A 19,524-nucleotide genomic window follows, 5' to 3' on the forward strand; every position below is an offset into this window, starting at 1 on the left:
TTGTATCTACTTCGCCAGCAATTCCAATCCGAACCTGAGCAGAATCGTGTAAGCGAACAATCCCGCAACCAGCGACGACATGACACCCACGAAGGCCGCCCGCGGAAGCTTCAGGTATCGCCGCAGCGCCGTCGTCAGCAGCACCGCGTACGCCACGAACAAGAGACTCACGCCACCAGACAAGACCATCCACTGCCAAGGCGGCGCTCGATCGAAGAGTACTTCGCTGGGAACTAGCGGCACCTGCCCCACAAACATGCCCCGCGGCAGCAACACCACAAACGCCATGAGCACCAGCGAAGCACACGCAACGAGCGGCGGCGCGACATATACCACGACGCGCAAGAGCTGGATGCTCCGCACTCGGCAACGCCCCAGCGTCTGCTGCATGACAAACAGAACGATTCCCGCGCCACCAATTCCAAATAGAAAGCCAAGCAGCATCAACAGGTATCGCGGATCGCCCAGAGTCGGCCATGTCCCGAACATCCACAGTTGGTGGAGCTCGGGATGATTCCACGTCCAGGGTCGCCATCCGCCCCTGGTTTGTGGTGTAAGCAGAAAAGTCACATAAACGATGGCACACGCCAATACGTGCGTCAACGCAAGGATGGCCAGCACCGACGTTACAAGAAAAACCAACAGCGGCCCGGGACGCACGGCGTCATAGAGCGTCACACGCCGCCAGATCGTACCGGGGGAAAACGTCCACCCCAGCGTCTTGAGCCATGAGAATGCCGGACGGCGCCGCCATGCGTGTTCGATAAGAAGCGTTGCGTGATCAACGTGTCGGCGAATCAGCGGCCGCCAGTCGAACTCCAGCCCGCATTCCGGACAGCGCGGACCGGGCAACTGACGCAGGTTGTAGGCGCACCGTGGACAGTACAGGTCGAAATCAATCGCATCCCAATTGGGTTGATCGCCGACGAAGAGCTCTTCGAGTCGGTCCAGCGTGACGGACGGTCCACGGACGTCGGACTCGACAGACATGCAGCCTCAAATAAACCAGCTACGGAGTCGGGTCGTCGCCCGCGTCCGATCTCTCCCCCGCCAAGGTCGCTGTTGAGTCGGCGATGCCGACATCGCCGCGCAGCCAGCCGATCACGAGGTAGTCCGCGGGAAGCTTGCCTTGAAGATTAGCAGGCTCGTACTCGATCGACATGACGCTTTGCCCGGCGTTCTTGAGCATCCCGTTCGTGCGCGAGGGCTCGATCAGATCGTAATAGCCCTTGTCGCGCATCGATGCGGCCACGCGCGTGGCAAGATCGGTCCCCATCGGTCCCGCAGCGGCCCTACCCGGCAGCGTCGGAAACGCCGCGAGTGCGACCCTGGGATTGGACTCTCGCTGCAAGTGATCGGCGATCAGCGCGCCGGCTCGCTCCGCAAGTATATTGGGGTCTTTTGACGGGGCGATGACTTCGCCGAGCGACTCCGCCTTGCCCGCGGAAACATTGACCAGTTTCAATCGAAGCGCCAACTCGCCCTGCGTTACCGAATTGTGCTCACTGGCGGGCCCGCCGCGCACCAAAGCTCGCACCTGCTGCTCGATGGCCCCCAGCGGCGTACCCGCGAAGGCCGTTGCCGTGACCTTGCCGCCGCGGCTGATCACGAATCGCGCCGGCACGTCAAAACTCCAGTCGGATGACAGCCATGCCCGCAATTCGGGCCGTGCGCTTCTTGAAATCACCACGCACGGATAATTCGCCCCCGCGCCGTGAAGAATTGGTACGGTTGTGGAGTTCCAGTTGTCGGGCGAGTCGAAATTACAGGCGATGACCTGGAATCCCTCATCCTTCAAATCGCTTTGCAACCGCGCCAGCATCGCCAGCTCGTCGCGCGTCTCGCGAGACCACGAGGCCCAGAAGTCCAGAAGCACCACGCGCTGTCGATATTTTGACACAAGGTCCTGCAGGCCCGCGGCATCCAGCGTCGGAGCCCGATCGGGATAGCGGTAGGCGAAAGACGATGACGTCCGTGGCGCCCCCGACGGGGCCTTGCCCTGGTAATGCCAAGTATTATCTGTCGGATAGCCCTCTTGATTACAGCCCGGCTGAGCCAGCAACGCCACAGCGAGCGGGCCGACAAACAGGAACCCACGACTAAAGCGATTTATGCGCCGTTTCGAAATGTTCTGGGCTTCCAGTGACATCATCCATGACCTCCCGGTAACCTTTATGAGGGGACACCACCGCCCGCAAGCGACCGTTTAACTTCGAGCCCCCGCAATATGCGGCGCGGCATCCAGCCGCAGCCCTCATTATATATCGGACGCTGGCGATCCTGCCCGTTGTGAGATGGGAATCTGGTCGGATTCCCCGTCATCCTCCCCGTCGGCGCGCTTGGCCAAAACGACCATGCGGTCGCGTACCTCTTGCGCCATGCGTGAGTTAGGGAATTCGTCCACGATCTGCTTGCCCACGTCCAGGGCCTCGGCCCAATTATGCTCCGTGACGGCAAAGGAGAATTGCAGCCCCAGATTGTGAAGCTTCGTTCGGAAAACGCCCCGCGCTGACTCTTCCAGGGCCGCCGCCTCATTCCGGGTCAGATATTGATCCAATTCCCTGAGAATGGCGATTCCGCGATCCACGTCGTTCCTGCGAACCGCGTCGTCCCACTCCTTCAACAATCGCCGCTTTTGCTCCCCGCGGCGAAACTGAAACAGCTTCGGCAAGGCCGCGACCTCTCCGTTGTTGGGATGCTGTGCCAAGAGCCGATCCATCAGCCGACGGGCAGGATCCCATTCCTGGGCCTCAAGATGAGCCTGAACCTGTTCGGCCGCCTCGTGAACCTGCTGGCTGTTGAGCTGCTGCCGGGACCGGTCCACCTCCTGACGAAGTCGCGCCGCCTCGTTCTTATATCCGTGACGCTCCTCCAACTGCTCTACCAGGGCATAGGCAGCCTCGATATCGCCCCGGATGATCTCCTCATTAATCGCCAGCCGCAGGGCCGTTCGCTCCCGATCACGATGCATCAGGCCCCGAACTGCGTCGGAAAGCTGAACGTTGTCCGCGATCACGCCCAGGTGTTGCATGCCCGTCGGTACGGTGTCATGGATATCCCGAAGCGTGTTGTAAACTCTGAAGCTGGTCGCCTCGATCTTCAGGGCCAAGTCCGTGAGCCCGCGCAAGAAGAGGTAAACCGCCCCCATGAACAGACCCATGGACGCGACGCCGATGCCGACCAAAATCATCAGGTACCGACCGTCGACCGTGTCCCCAAGCACCAGGTACGACGCGGTGATGATCAACCCCGCGACTCCCGACACTCCGAGTGCCCCCGCGAGCATCGAGGATCGTCGAATATTCTCAAATCGTTGCGGCGCTTCAGACATGTTGCTCCCCGAAAAAATAAAACGGCGGCAAGCCGACCCGGCGAGCAGGGCCGCCCCGGCTGATGGGCTCATTTCACTCTAGCTTCCCGCCACGTGTCTGTCAATCGAGGACTACACTAAGCGCCGCTCTCCTAGAAGGTTGTGGCGAATTTCTCATTCCTTGACCGTTGTCGCGGGGGCTGCCGTTACGACTTGGGATTCCCTGCGAATCCGCTCCCTTTCCGCCCGGGCTGCCTTTCGCCGCTCAGACTCGAATTCGGCCTCACGCCGGGTTACCTCATGAGCCCTCGCATCGGCCAGCAGGCGCAGGAACACGAACCCTCCAATCAAGAGGAAGCCTGCCGTCACGATGCCCTGCCAATCCTGCGTCAATATTCTGTTCCTGCTCGTACGCCGCTCGCGGCACGACTCGTCCATCCGCCGACGCCTACCGCATGTATTCCCCGCCGAAGGTCGACACGTTTGAAGGCGTCAGCATGATGACGTGCTGTGAGAGGAAGTCGCTTTCCTCCATCATCATTGTTTCGTAGCCGGGCTTGCTCAGGCGGACGCGCTTTCCGGGCTGAATCTTGGCCTTGAAGATGTTCCAGGCCCCCTTGCCGTCCGTCCGACCGATGACTTTCCAATCGCCGCCGTCCTGCTGCTGCTCGATCGTTACTCCATTGACGGAGGCGGATGTCTCTCGATTATTGATCTGACCAAAGTGCGAAAACTCCACGCACCCCGGTGAGAGAAGGAATGCCGATGCTACAACAGTCGATGCCAACAGTTTCGGAATTCGGCGATTCAATTCGTCACTTCGCTTTCTGTTCTCAACTACCCACGTACCGCGAGTAGATCGATCGGGCCTCGTCCGGCTCGGTCGTGCCCTTGATGATTGCGCGGCCGTCTCGAAAGAGGGTGATCTGGTACTCTTCCACGTCGAATCGAAGTAAGTATCGGTTCAATTGAGGCGGCCCCTTCGCCACCGGCGCAATTCTCGCCGCAACGCCCGGTAAGTCGACCTCTGATGCCGAGCCTGATGACACCTGCACCGCCGATCGCCCGCAGAGCGTCGCCGTGCGGCCAGAGCCGCGCTTTGTCAAATACTCGTATCGACCCTCCCGGCAACAGACACAAGCGTTTGTTTCATGCGTCCCCGCCATGTCGAAGTCGTTGAACTGACCTGTCCACGCATCGATCTGCACCAGCCGCCGATTCAGCAGTTCCTTGTTACCCGTCAAGATCTTCATCGCCTCAATGCACTGCAGCGCAGTCACGATGTGAACGATCGGCGCCAACACCCCCGCCGTGTCGCATGTGGGGTTCATCCCCGGCGGCGGCGGTTCACCCCAGATGCACCTCAGGCACGGCGTCTCATGCGGTACGATCGGCATTACCATCCCGGTCGCGCCGACGCATGCCCCATAGATCCACGGCGTGCCGGATTTTACCGCCGCGTCATTGATGAGGAAACGCGTCTCGAAATTGTCGGTGCCGTCGAGAATCAGGTCTGACTTGGCGCAGTAGTCTTCGATGTTTGCGGCGTGAACGTCGGCGACGATCGGCTCGACGATTACACCAGAGTTAATGCGTGATAACTTCTCCGCCGCGGCGACCGCTTTGGGCATTCCCTCGGCGACGTCCCGCTCGTCAAACAAGACCTGGCGCTGAAGGTTGTTCAGCTCCACGTAGTCGCGATCGACAATTCGCAGGAAACCAACCCCCGCTCGGACCAGTGTATCCGCGATGACGGTCCCGAGGGCCCCGCAGCCAATCAGCGCAACCCGACTCTCCAACAGGCGTCGCTGCCCTGCCTCGCCGACCCCGGCGAATAAAATCTGCCTGCTGTACCGCGCAAGCTGCTCGTCATCATTTCTTTTGAGTCCCAAATCCAGAATCTCCGCTCAACCCGTCGCATGGTCTGCGCCCCGGCCTACAGGGGAAGCCAACGCTCAAATCTTCCCGCAATTCCCTCCAAAGCAACACGCTGCATCGGGAACAACCTATCAATCACTCAAACGATGCCGTCGGTGGCTCGTCCTTCTCTTTCGACAATGCAGCCAGGTACCCTTCCGGCGGGGGCTCAACATCCGCACCAGTCAAACTCGCCGGCCGAATGCTCGCCGGATGTGGCGGCTGCGACTCCACGCTGCGGGCCCGCGCCACCGGCGGCGCGGCGGCCGGCCTGACCGACCGATACTCCGACAATGATCGCCGAGCGCCGGAAACAAAAAAGCCGCCGAAGATGAGGATCAGTAAGTCCTGCATGTCCAAGCCGCCGCCCGATGCAATCCAGATGATGGCGCAGCCGACCATGACAAGCCCGCAAATGCCGCTGACCACCGCATCGGTCAGCAATCCGACGCCCCTACCCGTCAAACAGATTACCGCGGAAATCGCCATGGCGATCCCGCCGAACTTCAGCATTCCATTGAAGAGGGCAATCGCCGCGGCGTACAAATTGCCCGCGGACCCCAGCGGGCTGAATCCGCCCATGCCCCAGCCATAACCGAGCATGAGCAGCGCCCCGATCGCCGCATGTATTCCCGTGGCTCGTGCTCGCTCGTCCATTGTCGCTCCTCAAGAGGAGATACGTCACATGCCCCCGCACCCCTCAGCGCTCAGTCGATTTGACGATTCGACCATCCACGATGATGAAGCGCGTTGGTGTGGCTTAGGCCGTTGCCGGACCACGCCCCAGCGCCACCGTCGCCTCTTCCAGCCAATGCGTCGCCTGATGAATCTGGTCCTCGTTCGTCAGACGGGTCAGGCTCTCACGAAGATAGTTCTGCGCAGCCTCGTACTGCTCGAGATACTTGGCGTAGAGGATTCCCAGCACGAGTTTGACCTGCTCGACCTCCGCATCCGTCGGATAGTGCTTCAGGTAATTCTCATAAGCTGCCGCCGCTACCGGATAACGCCCTACCTGCATCAGCTGATTCGCGACATCCATCATTTGTCGCCGCGGAAGGCACTGATCCGGATATTTCTCAACCAGCGATACATATTCGTCCGCCGCCTTTTCGTAATCGTGCGCGTCGAGAAGTTCGCCGATCTCCGATCGCCGCCGCATCAGCGCTTCCTGCTCCGGCGTCAGCTTGACTTCCATCTCGGGCGCCCCGTCCGCTGAGATGGGCCGCGCCACGCGACCATAAACCGCCTCTGCCTTCTTGTTGGGATCGGCCATCATGGCGCGATACTGGTGACGCTGGTGATACCGTTTGGCCAGAGCAATAATGTCGTATTGATCGCGTGGTATTGCCCGAATCAGAAGCATGAACGAGCACCACACGAAGCCGAACAAGTAACCGGCGACATGCGCAGAGTAGGCGACGGAGACATAGTCGTGTCCGCCCGAAAGCCTCGGCGAAACGATGTTGTCCCACAGGATGATCTTCACCACGATCAAGAGCATTGCCTGAATCTGAGCCGTCCCGATGAACCACACCAGCCAATAGACCACCGTGATGTGGCTGCGAGGAAACAAGACCAGGAAGGCCGTCGTCACCCCGGCGATGGACCCGCTCGCCCCCAAGCAGGGATCCGTATTTAACAACGCGAAGCCCAGTCCGGCGAATACGCCGCAGGCCAGATAGAAGAAGAGATATGGTATGTTCCCCATCTTGCCATTGACGCTGTTGCCGAACACCCAGAGAAACAGCATGTTGCCCAGCAGGTGCAGGAAATCGCCATGGAGAAACTGATAAGTGAAGAACTGATATACGGAGAGATTCTGCGGATCCAGAACGCCGCGCCGTTTCCAATCAGCCAGCACCGATGCTCCGGGCGACGAGCCGAGCAAATCCAGCACGATGTATACCAGGACGTTTGCGACGATCAGCCCGAAATTGACCTGCGGAGCCCGCCGCAACGGCGTGTCAGTCCGGATGGGAATAAAGAGGAATATGGCGCTTGCTCCAACCTGATTCGGGTCGCCGCCTGACCTGCGAATTCATGTCCGTCAGGCTGCAAATGGCGACCGATCAATTCCAGTGGAGCATTCTAGCGACATCAGCCTCCCCGGGCGAGCCGCCGGCGTGCGACCCGTCGCCCTTTCCAACCCATCAGCCACAGCGGCACCATCATCCCGACGACCGGTCCGACACCGGGCGCACAGCATCCCGGCGTCGATTGCGGGCCACCCGGCATTTCCAGAATATCGGGAATACCGTTCCCATTGTTGTCCGCCAGATCATTCGTCCCGGGCGCCATGTCCAGGCAATCCGGCACCGAGTCGCCGTCGCTGTCGGTATCCGCGACGCCGCATCCACACGCGCCGGGTGCCACCTTTGCGGCATCTGCAGGACATCCATCATTGCAATCAGGCGTCCCATCGCCGTCGCTGTCCGCGTCGGCAACGCCACATCCGCAAATTCCCGGGGCGGTCTTGTTGGCGTCCGTCGGACATCCGTCGCACGCGTCACCCAGACCGTCTCCATCGCTGTCGGCCTGGTCCGAGTTTGCGGTCTGGGGGCAATTATCGAGTTCGTCGTTGAAGCCGTCGTCATCCTCGTCAGGGCCGATCATCACCAGTATCGCGGACGAGCCGTCCGTGAAATTTGCAATGAAGCCCACTTGTCCGGCATCGTTAAGGTTTTCCCGATTCCCATCCTCCGAGCCCCTTGCCCCAGAGCTGATTCCCAGTCCCTGCACCGTCCGGATGTCCCCCGGCGCGACCTCGATTGATTCACTGCTCTGTGAGACGAGCCCCAGCCCCTCGCCGGGAACGTGAATCCAAAGACTCTGTTCGTTGACGTTAGGCGTGACCGCGGAGCCACCGAGCGTTGCATGAAACAGGACCCAACCCTTGTTGTTGATCCCGCCAAACGTGATTACATCGAAGTTCGTATCCGGCGGCAGTCCGGGAGCCTGTGATCCCTCGCGCGCAATGAGTTCAAGCACGCCGCCGGCATCCGACCACAGTCCGGTGTCGTTGGTCATGTCCACGCCTGCGCCGGTGAGCGGCGCGACAAAGGCGATGCGTCCCGATCCATTCAACCCCGGTCTCACATTCCCAGGACTGACGAAATCCCCGAACCGAACTCCCATCGGCGTTCCCGGCGCCTGATCCCTTTCCAACGCCACGAGTCGGGAGGCTCCCCCGCCCATCACCCAGACACCCGTATCGTTCGTCGCGTCAATAGCCCCTCCCGAGGCGATCGTCGCGGCGAACGAGATGTTCCCCGCGTTGTTGATATCGGGGTGAAGGAAAGTAATGAAATTCGCCGCTGGGATGATCCCCGGTGCTGCGTCACCGGCGCGTACGGCTAGGTTCAGTGATCCGACGCCTCCCACCCAGATTCCGCGACCGTTGAACCCGGTGACCAATGGTCCAAACAGATTCGCATGAAAGGCGACTTGTCCGAGGTTGTTCAAGGTCGGCAGGAAGATGCCGCGAAATACCGTATTCGTCTCCGTGCCGGGCGCCGCGTCTCCGTCGCGCGCCACCAGCCCGAGTTGGCCGGTCGCATCAGAGAAAACGCATTCATCATTCGTGGAGTTAATGCCCGTACCCGAAAGCGCGCAATAGAACGCACTGTGTCCGGCATCGTTCAACAGGGGGCTTCCAAACAGACTGAACGTGACGCCCATGCTCGTGCCGGGCGCTGGAGTTCCTCGACGCGCGAGCAATGAAGAAACGCCTGATCCATCGGTGAAAAGACAGACGTTGTTTGAATTAGTTACGGTGTCTACGCCCGGCCCCAGCAGGTTGCTATAAACTGAAATCCGACCGTTAGAGTTCTGTACCGGAAGACCCGTTGCCCAATAGGCGACGCCCGGGTTCGTGCCCGGCGCCTGATCTCCCCACCGCAAGTGAAGCATCAGTCCGCCCGACCGCTCGACCCAGATTCCGCCGCCGTTTTCAAGCGTGACGCCGGGACCCATCAGCCGACCGTCAAATGCGACCCTGCCTTGGGCGTTAATCACGGAATCCTGAATGCCATTGAAGACGACCCCCGGATCGGTGCCCGGCGCCTGCTGACCCGTCACCACCGCCGTTCGGACCGGCGCCCCCCCATGGACGGGGCCGGTCAGCATCCCGAGCAGGACCATTACTAATACAAGAACCCTATCGCCGCGCATGATTCACCTCGTAGGCGTGTATCCAAGTCCAGACAGTGACCGCCAAATCGACGGCTCAGGGACGAGCCTTATCGCCCGGTCGCGAGGATGGAAACTGTTGGACAAGTACTCATGCGCAGCTCAGACGCCGCAAACGTCAATCAACCCATTTTTCTTCGTTTTCGGCCCTTTAACCCGCATATTTCATCAGTGATCTTCGAATGGTGATGGACGGAGTTTTTCGGCTTTGTGCGTGAGCGGAGGGATGAAGGTGGAGGTTGGGGCGCGCAGGGCCCCCTTACCCCCAAGCGGTGATCAGGTTGTTTTTCGGGTCATGATGGGGCGGGCGGGATCAGGCGGAGTCGTGGAACCAGGGATCGCCACAGGTCCTGCAGGGGGCAGCTGCTCGACAGTCGCAGTACGACGCGGCGCACGGAGACGACCACCCGCGCGGCGACCTTGAGGAGTTTCAGGCGAATGGTGTTCACCTGGGCCTCGGCCAGTTCGGTGCCGGCCAGGGCCGTGCGGCGCAGCGTTTCCACCAGGACGTAGGCCGCCGAGGACAACAGCAGCCGGAACTGATTGGCCAGGAAGGCGTGGCAACTGGTGCGATCGGCGAAGAGCCCGAGCTGCTGCTCCTTGATGCGGTTCTCCATGTCGCCGCGGGCCGTGTACAGACCGTCGTAGATATCGTTCGGCGTGCGGTCGGTCAGGTTGGTCACCACGAATCGAACGTTGGGCCCCTGAACCAGCCGCTCGGCCTTGACGATCACGCGGCGCGGGCGATCCCAGGTCTGCGCCGCGTACTCGATCTCGTGGAAGTTCCGCACCTTCTGCTGCGTGGTGGCGAACTGGGCCTCGGCCGCCTGCATGAAGGACTCGGCCGCTTTCTCCAGGACGGTGTTGCGGGCCAGGCCCAGCACGTACTTGACGCCGTGCCGGTCGCACCATTTCATCATTCGCCGGCGGCAGAAGCCGGAATCCCCGCGGACGATGATCCGCACCCCGGGCCACGCCTGTCGCAAGCGCTGCACCAGCAGCTTCAGGATGGGCCAGGCGTGATGGGCCCCGTCGATGTTGCTGGGCCGCAGGTAGGAGACCAGCAGCCGCGAGCCGCAGAACACATACAGCGGTAGGAAGCAGTGGTGGTCGTAATAGCCGTGGAAGAAGCGGCCTTCCTGGTTGCCGTGGATCGGATCGTCGGTCGCGTCGAAGTCGAGGATCAATTCCTCCGGCGGCGATTCATAGGACGCGATGAACTGCTCCACCAGCACACGCGACATTCGTGCCAGGTCGCCGCGCGTGACGCGGTTCTCCAGCCGGCACAAGGTCGGACTGCTGGCCAGCGGCTCATCCGCGCTCGGCGGCCGCCCGGTCAGGACCGCCAGCACGGGATCGCTCCGCAGGGCTTGATGGTCGTTGAGATCTTCGTAGCCCATCGCAATGGCAAAGATGCGCTGGGCCAGCATGACCCGCTGGTCATGTTGAATTCGGGCCGGATCACGCGGGTCGTTGATGACCCCGGCCAGTTGATCGACCAGGCCCAGACGCCGCTCGACCTCCCGAAGCAGCAGACCCCCGGCGTCTGAGGTGAGCGTTCCGCCTGTGAAATCGGCCACGATTTTCTTGCGGCCGAGACTGGAAAAGAACATCGGTTTGCTGTTACAGTCTGTCACGAAAAAGCCTCCCTGCCTATGGACCGGAATGTTCTTAAGAAACCCCAGTCTACAAGGCTTCGAGGCTTTTTCTATTCCTATTCAACGCCGACCTGATGAAATATTCGGGTTAAGGTCAGCAAAAGGCCCGGTACCAGAAGCCCGACAGTGGGCCCAACGCCCGGTGCACAACAACCGGGTGTCGCCTGCGGAGTAGGGGGAGTATCGAGACAATCCGCCACGCCGTTCCCGTTCGAGTCGGTATCCGGAAGACCGCATCCGCATTCGCCCGGCGCTATTTTCGCAGCGTCCAAACTTGCAAAGCTCCAAGGATGCTGGCCGGCAATTGCGGTTATTGGTTCGTCGCTGGAGGCTCCAATCGTGACGCCTCGGCAGCCGCTTTCAGGCTTGCCGTCTGACGATGCCCACCGTCCAATTCATCTCATGGAAAATATCCACGACCAATCCCTCGTTCCGGGTTCACAGCCAGGTGACCAGCCGTCTCACGTCCCCGTCCTGCCGCGCGAGGTCTGCGATTTTCTGCTGGCGGACAAGCCTGCCCTCCTGGTCGATTGCACCCTCGGTCTTGGCGGCCACTCCGAACTGCTTCTCCAGTCCGATCCTGCCCTCCGGGTGATCGGCCTTGATTGCGACGAATCGAACCTCGCCCACAGCCGGTCGCGCCTCGATGCCTACGGAGACCGTTTCACCGGCGCACAGGCAAATTTTGCCGATCTTCCTCAGGCCCTGGCTGACCTGGGGCTTGCCAAGGTTGACGGAGTCCTTGCCGACCTCGGCGTCAGCAGCAATCAGATTGAAGACCCATCGCGCGGGCTGAGCTTCGACCGCGACGGCCCCCTGGACATGCGACTGGACAGGAGAAAGACGATCACTGCCGCTGACCTCGTCAACGGCCTCGGCGAAGGTGAACTGGCCGATCTACTTTACATACAGGGCGAAGAACGACACAGCCGAAGAATCTCAAAGCGGATTTGTCAGGCGCGTCGGCAAGGTCGGCTCGACAGCACGGTCGCCCTTGCGCGTCTCGTCGCCTCCGCCGTCGGACAGGATCCCGATTCCCGCCGAGACCGGATTCACCCGGCCACTCGGACCTTCATGGCCCTCCGGATGGCGGTCAATCGGGAAACGGAGTCCCTGAAGCGTCTCCTCGCCGCGGCGCCGTCCGTCCTCGCGGACGGCGGACGTATCGTGATCATCAGCTTTCACAGCGGCGAAGATCGCCTTGTGAAAGAAGACTTTCGGACTCGCGCTCGATCCGGATCGTACCAGCTGCTGACCAAGAAGCCGGTTACGCCGGGAAATGCCGAGTGTCAGTCGAACCGCCGCGCACGTTCCGCGAAGCTCCGTGCCGCGAAATTCGTCGCCGGCCCTTGAGTCTCGCCGATTTTTTGATATCGTAGGTCGCCACTAGCACATGGAGGTGCATCTAGATGACTAGGGAGACGAAGATCGGGCTGCTTGTCGGACTCGCCTTCATTATTGTTTTCGCCATCATCCTTTCTGAAAAGGGGCCGTCGAGTCGAAATTCTTCGCTCCCCGCCTTTTCAATGGTTGATCGGATGGGGACCGATGCCGCTTCCGCCGCTGCCGGACAGCCTCTGGCCAACGCCGGAAAACTCCAGGTGGACAGGGCCCTGCCCCCCATCGTTCAGCCGGCCATCGGCGTGAACCCCGACATGGCGATGCGCGAGGAAGAGGTCGCCCAGGGACCGCGCGTCGGCGAAGAGGAGTTGCCCCCGCTGCCGGATTCCGTAATCAGTCTTATCAATGGCGACATCGCGCCGACCGAGCCGACGACCGACTCCGTTGGGGCCGATGCGATGCCCGCTTTCACGGCGAACGTGCCGCGGACTAACGTGAACGATTCGCCGGCCTCTACTTGGTCAACCCCCGCCGAGCCGACGTCAGGCCAGCGCGTGGAATTGGCCGCCTCACAGCAGCCGATGATCACTGCGCCGGTCGTCGAGCAGAGTCCGACTTACAAGATCAGGACCGAGCATACAGTTGACAAGGGCGAAAGCCTTGGAAAGATCGCCGCCAAGTATTATGAGCGATCCACCCCCCAGCGAATTGACGCCATCTACGCGGTCAATAAGGACGTCCTCGACAATCGCCACACCGTAAAGGTTGGCCAGAAGCTCAGGATTCCCGACCTCGGTGAGGCTGCCAAACACTTTGAGCCCGCGCCGGATTTCGCCCTCAGCAATCTCAAGTCGGAGTCTGATATCCAAGCTCAACCTCGTACGAAGGAAGCGGTGCGCATCCCGATCCCGATCGGAGAAAAGAATCAGCCGGCAACGACTCAGGTCCCGGCGATGACGGCCGATGCACTGAACCCGACCATCCGCGTGCCAAAAACGGCTGATGCCGCCCAGCGCAGAGAAACCCCCAAGGCATATAAGGTGTACGAAGTCCGCCCCAGCGACACGCTGAGCAAGATCGCCCGTCGCGAATTGGGCAGCGAAAAGTTCACCCGCGATCTCTTCGAGCTTAATAAGGACGTGATCACCAATAAGAACACGATCAAGCCCGGCATGAAGCTGCGGCTACCGGTTCCCTCCGCAGCATTACCCGAAGATCGCCGCGTCTTCACCTCAAACGGCATCGGTGATATCGATCCCTGATGGAGGTCGGACGTGACCGTTCTTCGTGCATTGCTCGTCGTGTTTGCCCTGGTTGCCGTAGGGCTGGGTATCGTCGCGATAAGGGGTGAAACCGCAAAGGCGGCGAACCGGGTCCAGAAGCTCCATCAGGCCAAAGTGGTTCTTGAACAGGAACTGTGGGCCAGGGAAATGGAGCTTGCCAAGCTTCGCGGCCCGGACGAGATTCGCAAGCGTGCGTCCGAGCTCGGTCTCGATATTCTTCCCCCGACCGCACCGCAGTCCGCCCCGGTGCCTGCTCGCTGATACGTGGTTCCTTGGAGGGCGACGCCGCTTTGACGGGCAAACTGGCCCCATACCCTGACTTGTGGATGTGCCACCGTGCGATCTCGCAGATCAAATCTTGCTGGGCAAATACTCATCGTCGCCGTGATGGGCTCGTTCTTCGCGTTGGCAGGCCGTCTCGTCTATATCAACGCCTGCGACAGCACGATGCTGCTCGCCCGGGCCGACCGTCAGCAGCAAAGCGTCGTTCCCCTCCGCCATCGTCGCGGCCTCATCGTTGACAATCACGGCAGAGTCATTGCCGGAACCATTCTCCGCAAGAGCGTCTTTGCCGATCCGAAGGTCGTCCCAGACAAGGCCGCCGCCGCGAACACGGTTGCCGAGATTCTTCACATCCCATCCGCTGAGATCATGCCGGACCTGATGGCCGCCGAGGATCGCCGCTTCTTCGTCATCAGAAGAGGCGTCTCCGAAGAGCAGGCTCGGGCCATCAGTGACGCAGGCATCTACGGCCTCGGCATTTTCGATGAACCATACCGAACCTACCCAATGAACTCCCTCGCAGCCGCCCTCATTGGGTTCGTTTCACCCGACGGGGTCGGCGTGAGCGGACTGGAGTTTCAGTGCGAGGCATGGCTCGGCGGACAGAACGGCATCAAGACCATCATCCGCGATGCCCGCCGAAAGGCGTTCTGGCTCGCCGACGGAGGCTATCGCCCCCCCCGTGATGGATTCCACGTCGTCCTGACGCTTGACGCGGAGATTCAGGCCAACGTCGAAACCCAGTTGGTCGATGCGGTTTCCAGGTATCAGGCCGCAAGTGCTGTCGGAATCGTCATGCACGCCAAGTCCGGCGCGATCCTCGCCCTAGCCAATGTGCCCAGCTTTGATCCCAATCAATACCAGGACTACGGAGCGAATCGCTACCGCAATCGTGCCATCACCGATCCGTTCGAGCCCGGCAGCACCTTCAAGCCATTCATCGCCGCCGCCGCACTCGCTGAGAAGGTCGTCCGCATGGACGAGATCTTCGACTGTGAGAACGGCGCCTGGTCCGACGGCGTTCGCGTCCTGCACGACCACCATCCCTACGGCGCCCTCCGATTCGACGATGTGGTCGTCAAATCGAGCAACGTCGGAATGGCGAAGATCGGCAAGCGTCTCGGAAATCGCAAGCTCTTCGATTACGTCAAGGCATTCGGGTTCGGTGATAAGACCGGCCTCGATCTCATCGGCGAAGACCCCGGCATCCTTCTTCCCTATTCTCGATGGACGGCATTCAGCACCACCAGCATTCCCATCGGGCAGGAAATCAGCGTCACGCCGATCCAGATGGCCCGTGCTTTTTGCGCCATTGCCAATGGCGGCAATCTCGTTCAGCCGCACATGATCCGCGCCGTCATGACGCCTGACGGACGCCTGGTGAGCGACTTCTCCAATCCGCCGGCGGCGGGCCAGGCGATTCCCGAAGCCGTTGCCAAACGAATGCGCGACGAAGTCTTGTGTGCCGTTGTCGAGCGCGGCACAGGTACGAAGTCACGTTTGCCCAACTACCGCGTTTTCGGGAAAACCGGTACCGCCCAGATCGCCCGGAAGGGCGGCGGCGGCTACGAGCGAGACGCGTATGTCAGTTCATTCATTGCCGGCGCACCGGCAAGCGATCCTGAACTCGTCGTCTTCGTCGCCGTGCTGAAGCCCAAGAAGAGCATCGGCTACTACGGCGGCACCGTCGCCGCACCGGCCGTCCGTGAGATTCTCGCCCACGCCCTGGCATATCTTCAGGTCCCCCCCGACCAGACGCCGACCGCCCTATCCGCCTTCACCGAAGAACTCCCTCGCGACTAGGACAATTTAGGTTTTTCCGTAATCGATACCGCAGAGCACGGCCCAACCTGGTGCGGCATGACGGGAGCTGACCGGACAATGCTCTACCGCGTCGCCAGTGGAACCGGCTTTCGAGCGGGAGAACGCGCAGCCTGACCAGGCACAGCTTCCAATTGGAAGCAGACCTGCCGGCGATCGCCTTGCATGCAACAGACTCGAAACGGCGTCGAAATGACCTCCAGCCGATCAGGACGGACTTGGCCGACCTGCTACGGCCCTGGCTCTCGGAGCAATCGTCTGACGGGCCTGTATTCGCTTCCATGCCCAACCGGACGGCAGAGATGATTCGCGCAGACCTTCGATTGGCGCGGGCACGGTAAATTCGTGGGGCTCACATCCCAGCCGAACGACGCAAGCGACGAGATTCGGACACCCTGGCGGTAGTTGACGGTGCTGGACGCATTGCCGACTTCCACGCCCTCCGCGTGTCGTTCATCACGCTCCTGTTCAAAGGCGGGGCATCCGTTCGCGTTGCCCAGGAATTGGCCCGGCACAGCGACCCCAAGCTCACGCTCAACGTTTACAGCAAGCTGGGCGTCCACGACTTAACGGGCGCCTTGGATGCTCTGCCGTCACAAAGGGGCAAAGAGCGCGAGCAGCAGAAGCCTCGGGCGACGGGTTCCGGTGGGCCGGTCGGAGACCCCCAGCAACATCCACAGCAACCGGCGCGCGAAACCGTGCGAACGCCTTCGGCATCCCGCGCCGTCGCGAGCGCGGCCGCGCTGCCCAGAGATTCACGTAAGTCCTTGTCTCTAGCGGGGAAACGCGGTGCCACACAAAGTGGCACCGCTCGATGCGAAAAAGCCGCCGATCGGACTCGAACCGATGACCTGCGGTTTACAAAACCGCTGCTCTACCAACTGAGCTACGGCGGCGTAGCCGTTCAATTGTAAGGCGGCGAGTGAGTTAGCCTCAAGGCGCTTAACGAAAGTGCCGCCCGCGAACGGATTATCGCCCTTGTCCGCCGTGCTCCGGTGGGATTTCCTTGCCGTGCGGATCGACGTCCGGCGCGGTCAGGTCCTGCGACAACTCCTCGCGAAGCTGCGGCGTGATGAAATGCTCCCACCGCTCGGCCGACATATGCAGATGATCCAGCGGAATCGCAAAATGCTTGGCCAGGTACGACTCCCAAAGTCGGTGTGACCGCACGAGGACAGAGGCGCTGGCGACCCCATCAGGCGTAAGCAGATAGGCGGGCGACGTCGTTGCGGCGTCGGAAACTGCGGGAGCAAGTTCACGCCGGCGAACCAGCGATCGAAGGGCCCAACGCGAGAGCGTCGAGTCGCCGACCGCCGCCAGGATTTCCTCCCGATGCATCGGACGAGAATCACCGGCGCTCATCTCTCTCCATCGATGAAGCAAGCCGAGAATGTCCTCGCGTGTAATCGTCAATGAAAGCTGAACTCGGTGAAACGCCTTGCCGATCACGCCGTGCTGCGGCGAGGCCAGAACGGCCGTCAATAAAAACATCCCGGCGACGACCGCCATCATCGCGGACGTGTTCGTGTCCGCGTCGATTCCGACCCAGCGAGGGCCAAAGGCCGCGGCGATATGACCCAGCACCGCGGAAGCGGAGGCGATGACGAGACTCACGATAATCATTGTCGACAATCGATCCGTAAGAAGATGAGCAGCAACGCCGGGAACGATCAGCATCGCGATAACGAGAATTGATCCGACCGACTCAAAGTTGGCTACGGTGGTCATCGAGACCAGGATCATTAGAAGGTAGTGCATGAGCGACGCAGGGATACCGAGCGTCGTAGAGAGCTGTGGATCAAACGTGGATACACGCAGTTCCTTGTAGAACAGCCCGACGAAGAGCAGATTTATCCCGAACACGATGGCCAGATTCACAATGGCCGGGGGAATCTCGCCGCCGATCGCATCCAGCGGAATCTGAACAATGTTGCCGTAGAGCACGCAGCCGGGATCAAGATCGACATGGTCCGCGGCCTGGCGAATCAGGATGAGCCCCAGCGCAAAGAAGACACTGAAGACAACGCCCATCGCGGCGCCGCGTTCGACTCCGCCGTACTTGACGACAGCCTGCGACAGAACGGCCGTGAGCGTGCCCGCCAGAACCGCGCCGACGAACATCTCCAATGATGCCCGGCTGCCCGAGACGATAAACGCGATCGCCAGCCCCGGCAGGACGGCGTGCGAAATCGCATCGCCCATCAGGCTCATCTTTCTCAACACGAGAAAGTTTCCGACAAGGGCGCATGAACACGCCGAAAGCACCCCCGCCAGGACGATCCAGCCGTCATTACTCCAATCCCAACCGCTCATGCAGCGCCTCCCTCCGCGTGCGGTGACGGCGGAATCGCGATCGCCTCATCCAGCGCCCGTTCCAACTCTCGCACGATCGGCTCGGAAAGCACATGTTCGACATCATCCGCATCTCGATCCACGTGTGACGGGGCGATGTCTGCGTGTCGAATCAGATAGAGTTCCCATAGTCGGTGGTTTCGCAGGATTCTCGCGGCCTCAACCCGGCCCGCCGATGTAAGCCGCAGCCCCCCATCGCCGCCTCGTGCAACTTCGCCACGACGGATCGCCAGCCTGAGCGAGCGATGAACACTGGCGGAAGACCACGACCGCGCCGCAAGGAGGTGTTGAATGGTGATGCCGACCCCTTCGGCATACCGCTCCTCATGCTCGGCGAACGCGCGTAGAACGTGCTGGAGACCGATGCGTCGGGAAAGCGACCAACTCCTCCAGAAGCGGGCGATCAGGCCTCGACGTGGCGCGGCCAACATGCTGATAAGGAACATCGCGCCCGCGCATAGCACGATGATGGCTCCCGTCGGTAATCTCGGCATCAGTGCACTGAGCGTTGCCCCGAACCATGCGCTCGCCGCACCACTGACGCCGGCAAGAATCGTCATGACGCTGAGATCATCCGTCCAAAACCTCGCGGCAGTCGGCGGAATGATCAGGAGGGCCACGACCAGAATCAGCCCCACAGCCTGTAATCCGACAACCGTCGTCAGCACGACCAGCGCCATCATCACGAGGTCCATGATCACCACCGGGCAGCCTTGAGAACCGGCGAACTGCTCGTCAAAACAAAGAATGCGAAAGTCCTTGTAGAACAGCGTGCATGCGACGACCACCGCGACCGCGACGCCGCCGATGAGCCACGCATCGCGATTGAGCATCGCGGCGGCCTTGCCGTAAATGAAGCTTTGAATGCCCGCCTCATTGCCCGTTTTCATCTGCTGAACAAGTCCGAAGAGCACCATTCCCAGCCCGAAAAACACGCTGAGTACGATGCCGATGGCGGCGTCTTCCTTGATACGGGGAATGGTCCGAAGCCCAATGACGGCCAGGACGCCCAGGACGCCGCTGACGGCCGCGCCCAGAAGCAACAGGGGCATACTCTTGGCGCCGATGATCAGGAACACCAGGGCAATGCCCGGCAACGTGGCGTGGCTCAGCGCATCACCCATGAGGGCGCGCTTTCGAAGGTACGCAAAGGTCCCGATCACACCCGCCGCAAGACCAAGAAGAGTGGAGCCCAGCACGACGACACGCGTGTTATAGTCGCGCAGCAGCAGCGCCTGAATGACCTGATCCCACCCCGGCCATTGTACGCCGGTGTCGGTGATCGAACGGTGTGTGACAGGCTGCGATTGTGCCATCGCGTTCGAGAAAGGAATCAGCATCGCGATGAGGGCCCATAGAATCCCCCTCATAG

Annotated in this window: 15 protein-coding genes and 1 tRNA gene; 4 read left to right on the top strand and 12 right to left on the bottom strand. The window is 61.0% G+C overall.

Annotation, left to right across the window (positions count from 1 at the left end; all coding sequences use genetic code 11):
* Nucleotides 1-6: 6 nt before the first annotated feature.
* The 9 genes from HS101_02295 to HS101_02335 form a co-directional block, all read right to left on the bottom strand.
* Nucleotides 7-990: a hypothetical protein gene (locus HS101_02295; protein MBE7505097.1), complete on the bottom strand. Its 984-nt coding sequence runs from the start codon at nucleotides 988-990 to the stop codon at nucleotides 7-9.
* Between the two features lie 19 nt (nucleotides 991-1,009).
* Nucleotides 1,010-2,152: a TlpA family protein disulfide reductase gene (locus tag HS101_02300; GenBank protein ID MBE7505098.1), complete on the bottom strand. Its 1,143-nt coding sequence runs from the start codon at nucleotides 2,150-2,152 to the stop codon at nucleotides 1,010-1,012.
* A gap of 105 nt (nucleotides 2,153-2,257) precedes the next feature.
* Nucleotides 2,258-3,331 (bottom strand): hypothetical protein, encoded by a 1,074-nt coding sequence (locus HS101_02305; protein MBE7505099.1) that lies wholly within the window; start codon nucleotides 3,329-3,331, stop codon nucleotides 2,258-2,260.
* Between the two features lie 427 nt (nucleotides 3,332-3,758).
* Complete coding sequence (locus HS101_02310; GenBank protein MBE7505100.1) at nucleotides 3,759-4,121, bottom strand: hypothetical protein; 363 nt, start codon at nucleotides 4,119-4,121, stop codon at nucleotides 3,759-3,761.
* A 22-nt stretch (nucleotides 4,122-4,143) separates the two neighbouring features.
* Complete coding sequence (locus tag HS101_02315; protein ID MBE7505101.1) at nucleotides 4,144-5,202, bottom strand: ThiF family adenylyltransferase; 1,059 nt, start codon at nucleotides 5,200-5,202, stop codon at nucleotides 4,144-4,146.
* A 121-nt stretch (nucleotides 5,203-5,323) separates the two neighbouring features.
* Nucleotides 5,324-5,884, bottom strand: coding sequence for a hypothetical protein (locus HS101_02320; GenBank protein MBE7505102.1), 561 nt, complete (start codon nucleotides 5,882-5,884; stop codon nucleotides 5,324-5,326).
* A 103-nt stretch (nucleotides 5,885-5,987) separates the two neighbouring features.
* Nucleotides 5,988-7,184 carry a rhomboid family intramembrane serine protease gene (locus HS101_02325; protein MBE7505103.1) on the bottom strand — a complete coding sequence of 399 codons (1,197 nt, stop codon included), beginning with the start codon at nucleotides 7,182-7,184 and terminating at the stop codon, nucleotides 5,988-5,990.
* A 140-nt stretch (nucleotides 7,185-7,324) separates the two neighbouring features.
* Nucleotides 7,325-9,397: a thrombospondin type 3 repeat-containing protein gene (locus HS101_02330; GenBank protein ID MBE7505104.1), complete on the bottom strand. Its 2,073-nt coding sequence runs from the start codon at nucleotides 9,395-9,397 to the stop codon at nucleotides 7,325-7,327.
* 311 nt (nucleotides 9,398-9,708) lie between these two features.
* The gene (locus tag HS101_02335; GenBank protein MBE7505105.1) at nucleotides 9,709-11,028 is read right to left on the bottom strand and encodes an IS1380 family transposase; all 1,320 of its coding nucleotides are present in this window, start codon (nucleotides 11,026-11,028) and stop codon (nucleotides 9,709-9,711) included.
* A gap of 447 nt (nucleotides 11,029-11,475) precedes the next feature.
* Here HS101_02335 and rsmH point away from each other — a divergent pair, with 447 nt between their 5' ends.
* From rsmH to HS101_02355, 4 genes are all read left to right on the top strand, one after another.
* Nucleotides 11,476-12,426 carry a 16S rRNA (cytosine(1402)-N(4))-methyltransferase RsmH gene (gene rsmH / locus HS101_02340; GenBank protein ID MBE7505106.1) on the top strand — a complete coding sequence of 317 codons (951 nt, stop codon included), beginning with the start codon at nucleotides 11,476-11,478 and terminating at the stop codon, nucleotides 12,424-12,426.
* A gap of 56 nt (nucleotides 12,427-12,482) precedes the next feature.
* Entirely contained in the window at nucleotides 12,483-13,676 is a 1,194-nt protein-coding gene (locus HS101_02345; protein MBE7505107.1) for a LysM peptidoglycan-binding domain-containing protein, read from the top strand.
* A gap of 12 nt (nucleotides 13,677-13,688) precedes the next feature.
* Nucleotides 13,689-13,958 carry a hypothetical protein gene (locus HS101_02350; GenBank protein ID MBE7505108.1) on the top strand — a complete coding sequence of 90 codons (270 nt, stop codon included), beginning with the start codon at nucleotides 13,689-13,691 and terminating at the stop codon, nucleotides 13,956-13,958.
* 75 nt (nucleotides 13,959-14,033) lie between these two features.
* Nucleotides 14,034-15,782, top strand: a complete 1,749-nt coding sequence (locus HS101_02355) for a penicillin-binding protein 2 (protein ID MBE7505109.1) — start codon at nucleotides 14,034-14,036, stop codon at nucleotides 15,780-15,782.
* An 841-nt stretch (nucleotides 15,783-16,623) separates the two neighbouring features.
* Here the strand turns inward: HS101_02355 and HS101_02360 are convergent.
* The 3 genes from HS101_02360 to HS101_02370 all read right to left on the bottom strand — a co-directional run bounded on the left by HS101_02360 (nucleotide 16,624) and on the right by HS101_02370 (nucleotide 19,468).
* A tRNA-Thr gene (locus tag HS101_02360) sits at nucleotides 16,624-16,696 on the bottom strand.
* A gap of 73 nt (nucleotides 16,697-16,769) precedes the next feature.
* Entirely contained in the window at nucleotides 16,770-18,113 is a 1,344-nt protein-coding gene (locus tag HS101_02365; GenBank protein MBE7505110.1) for a metal ABC transporter permease, read from the bottom strand.
* The gene (locus tag HS101_02370; GenBank protein ID MBE7505111.1) at nucleotides 18,110-19,468 is read right to left on the bottom strand and encodes a metal ABC transporter permease; all 1,359 of its coding nucleotides are present in this window, start codon (nucleotides 19,466-19,468) and stop codon (nucleotides 18,110-18,112) included. Before HS101_02370 ends, HS101_02365 begins: the two co-directional genes overlap by 4 nt.
* Nucleotides 19,469-19,524: the final 56 nt, after the last annotated feature.

It is taken from the genome of Planctomycetia bacterium (assembly GCA_015075745.1).
Taxonomy (GTDB): Bacteria; Planctomycetota; Phycisphaerae; order UBA1845; family UTPLA1; genus UTPLA1.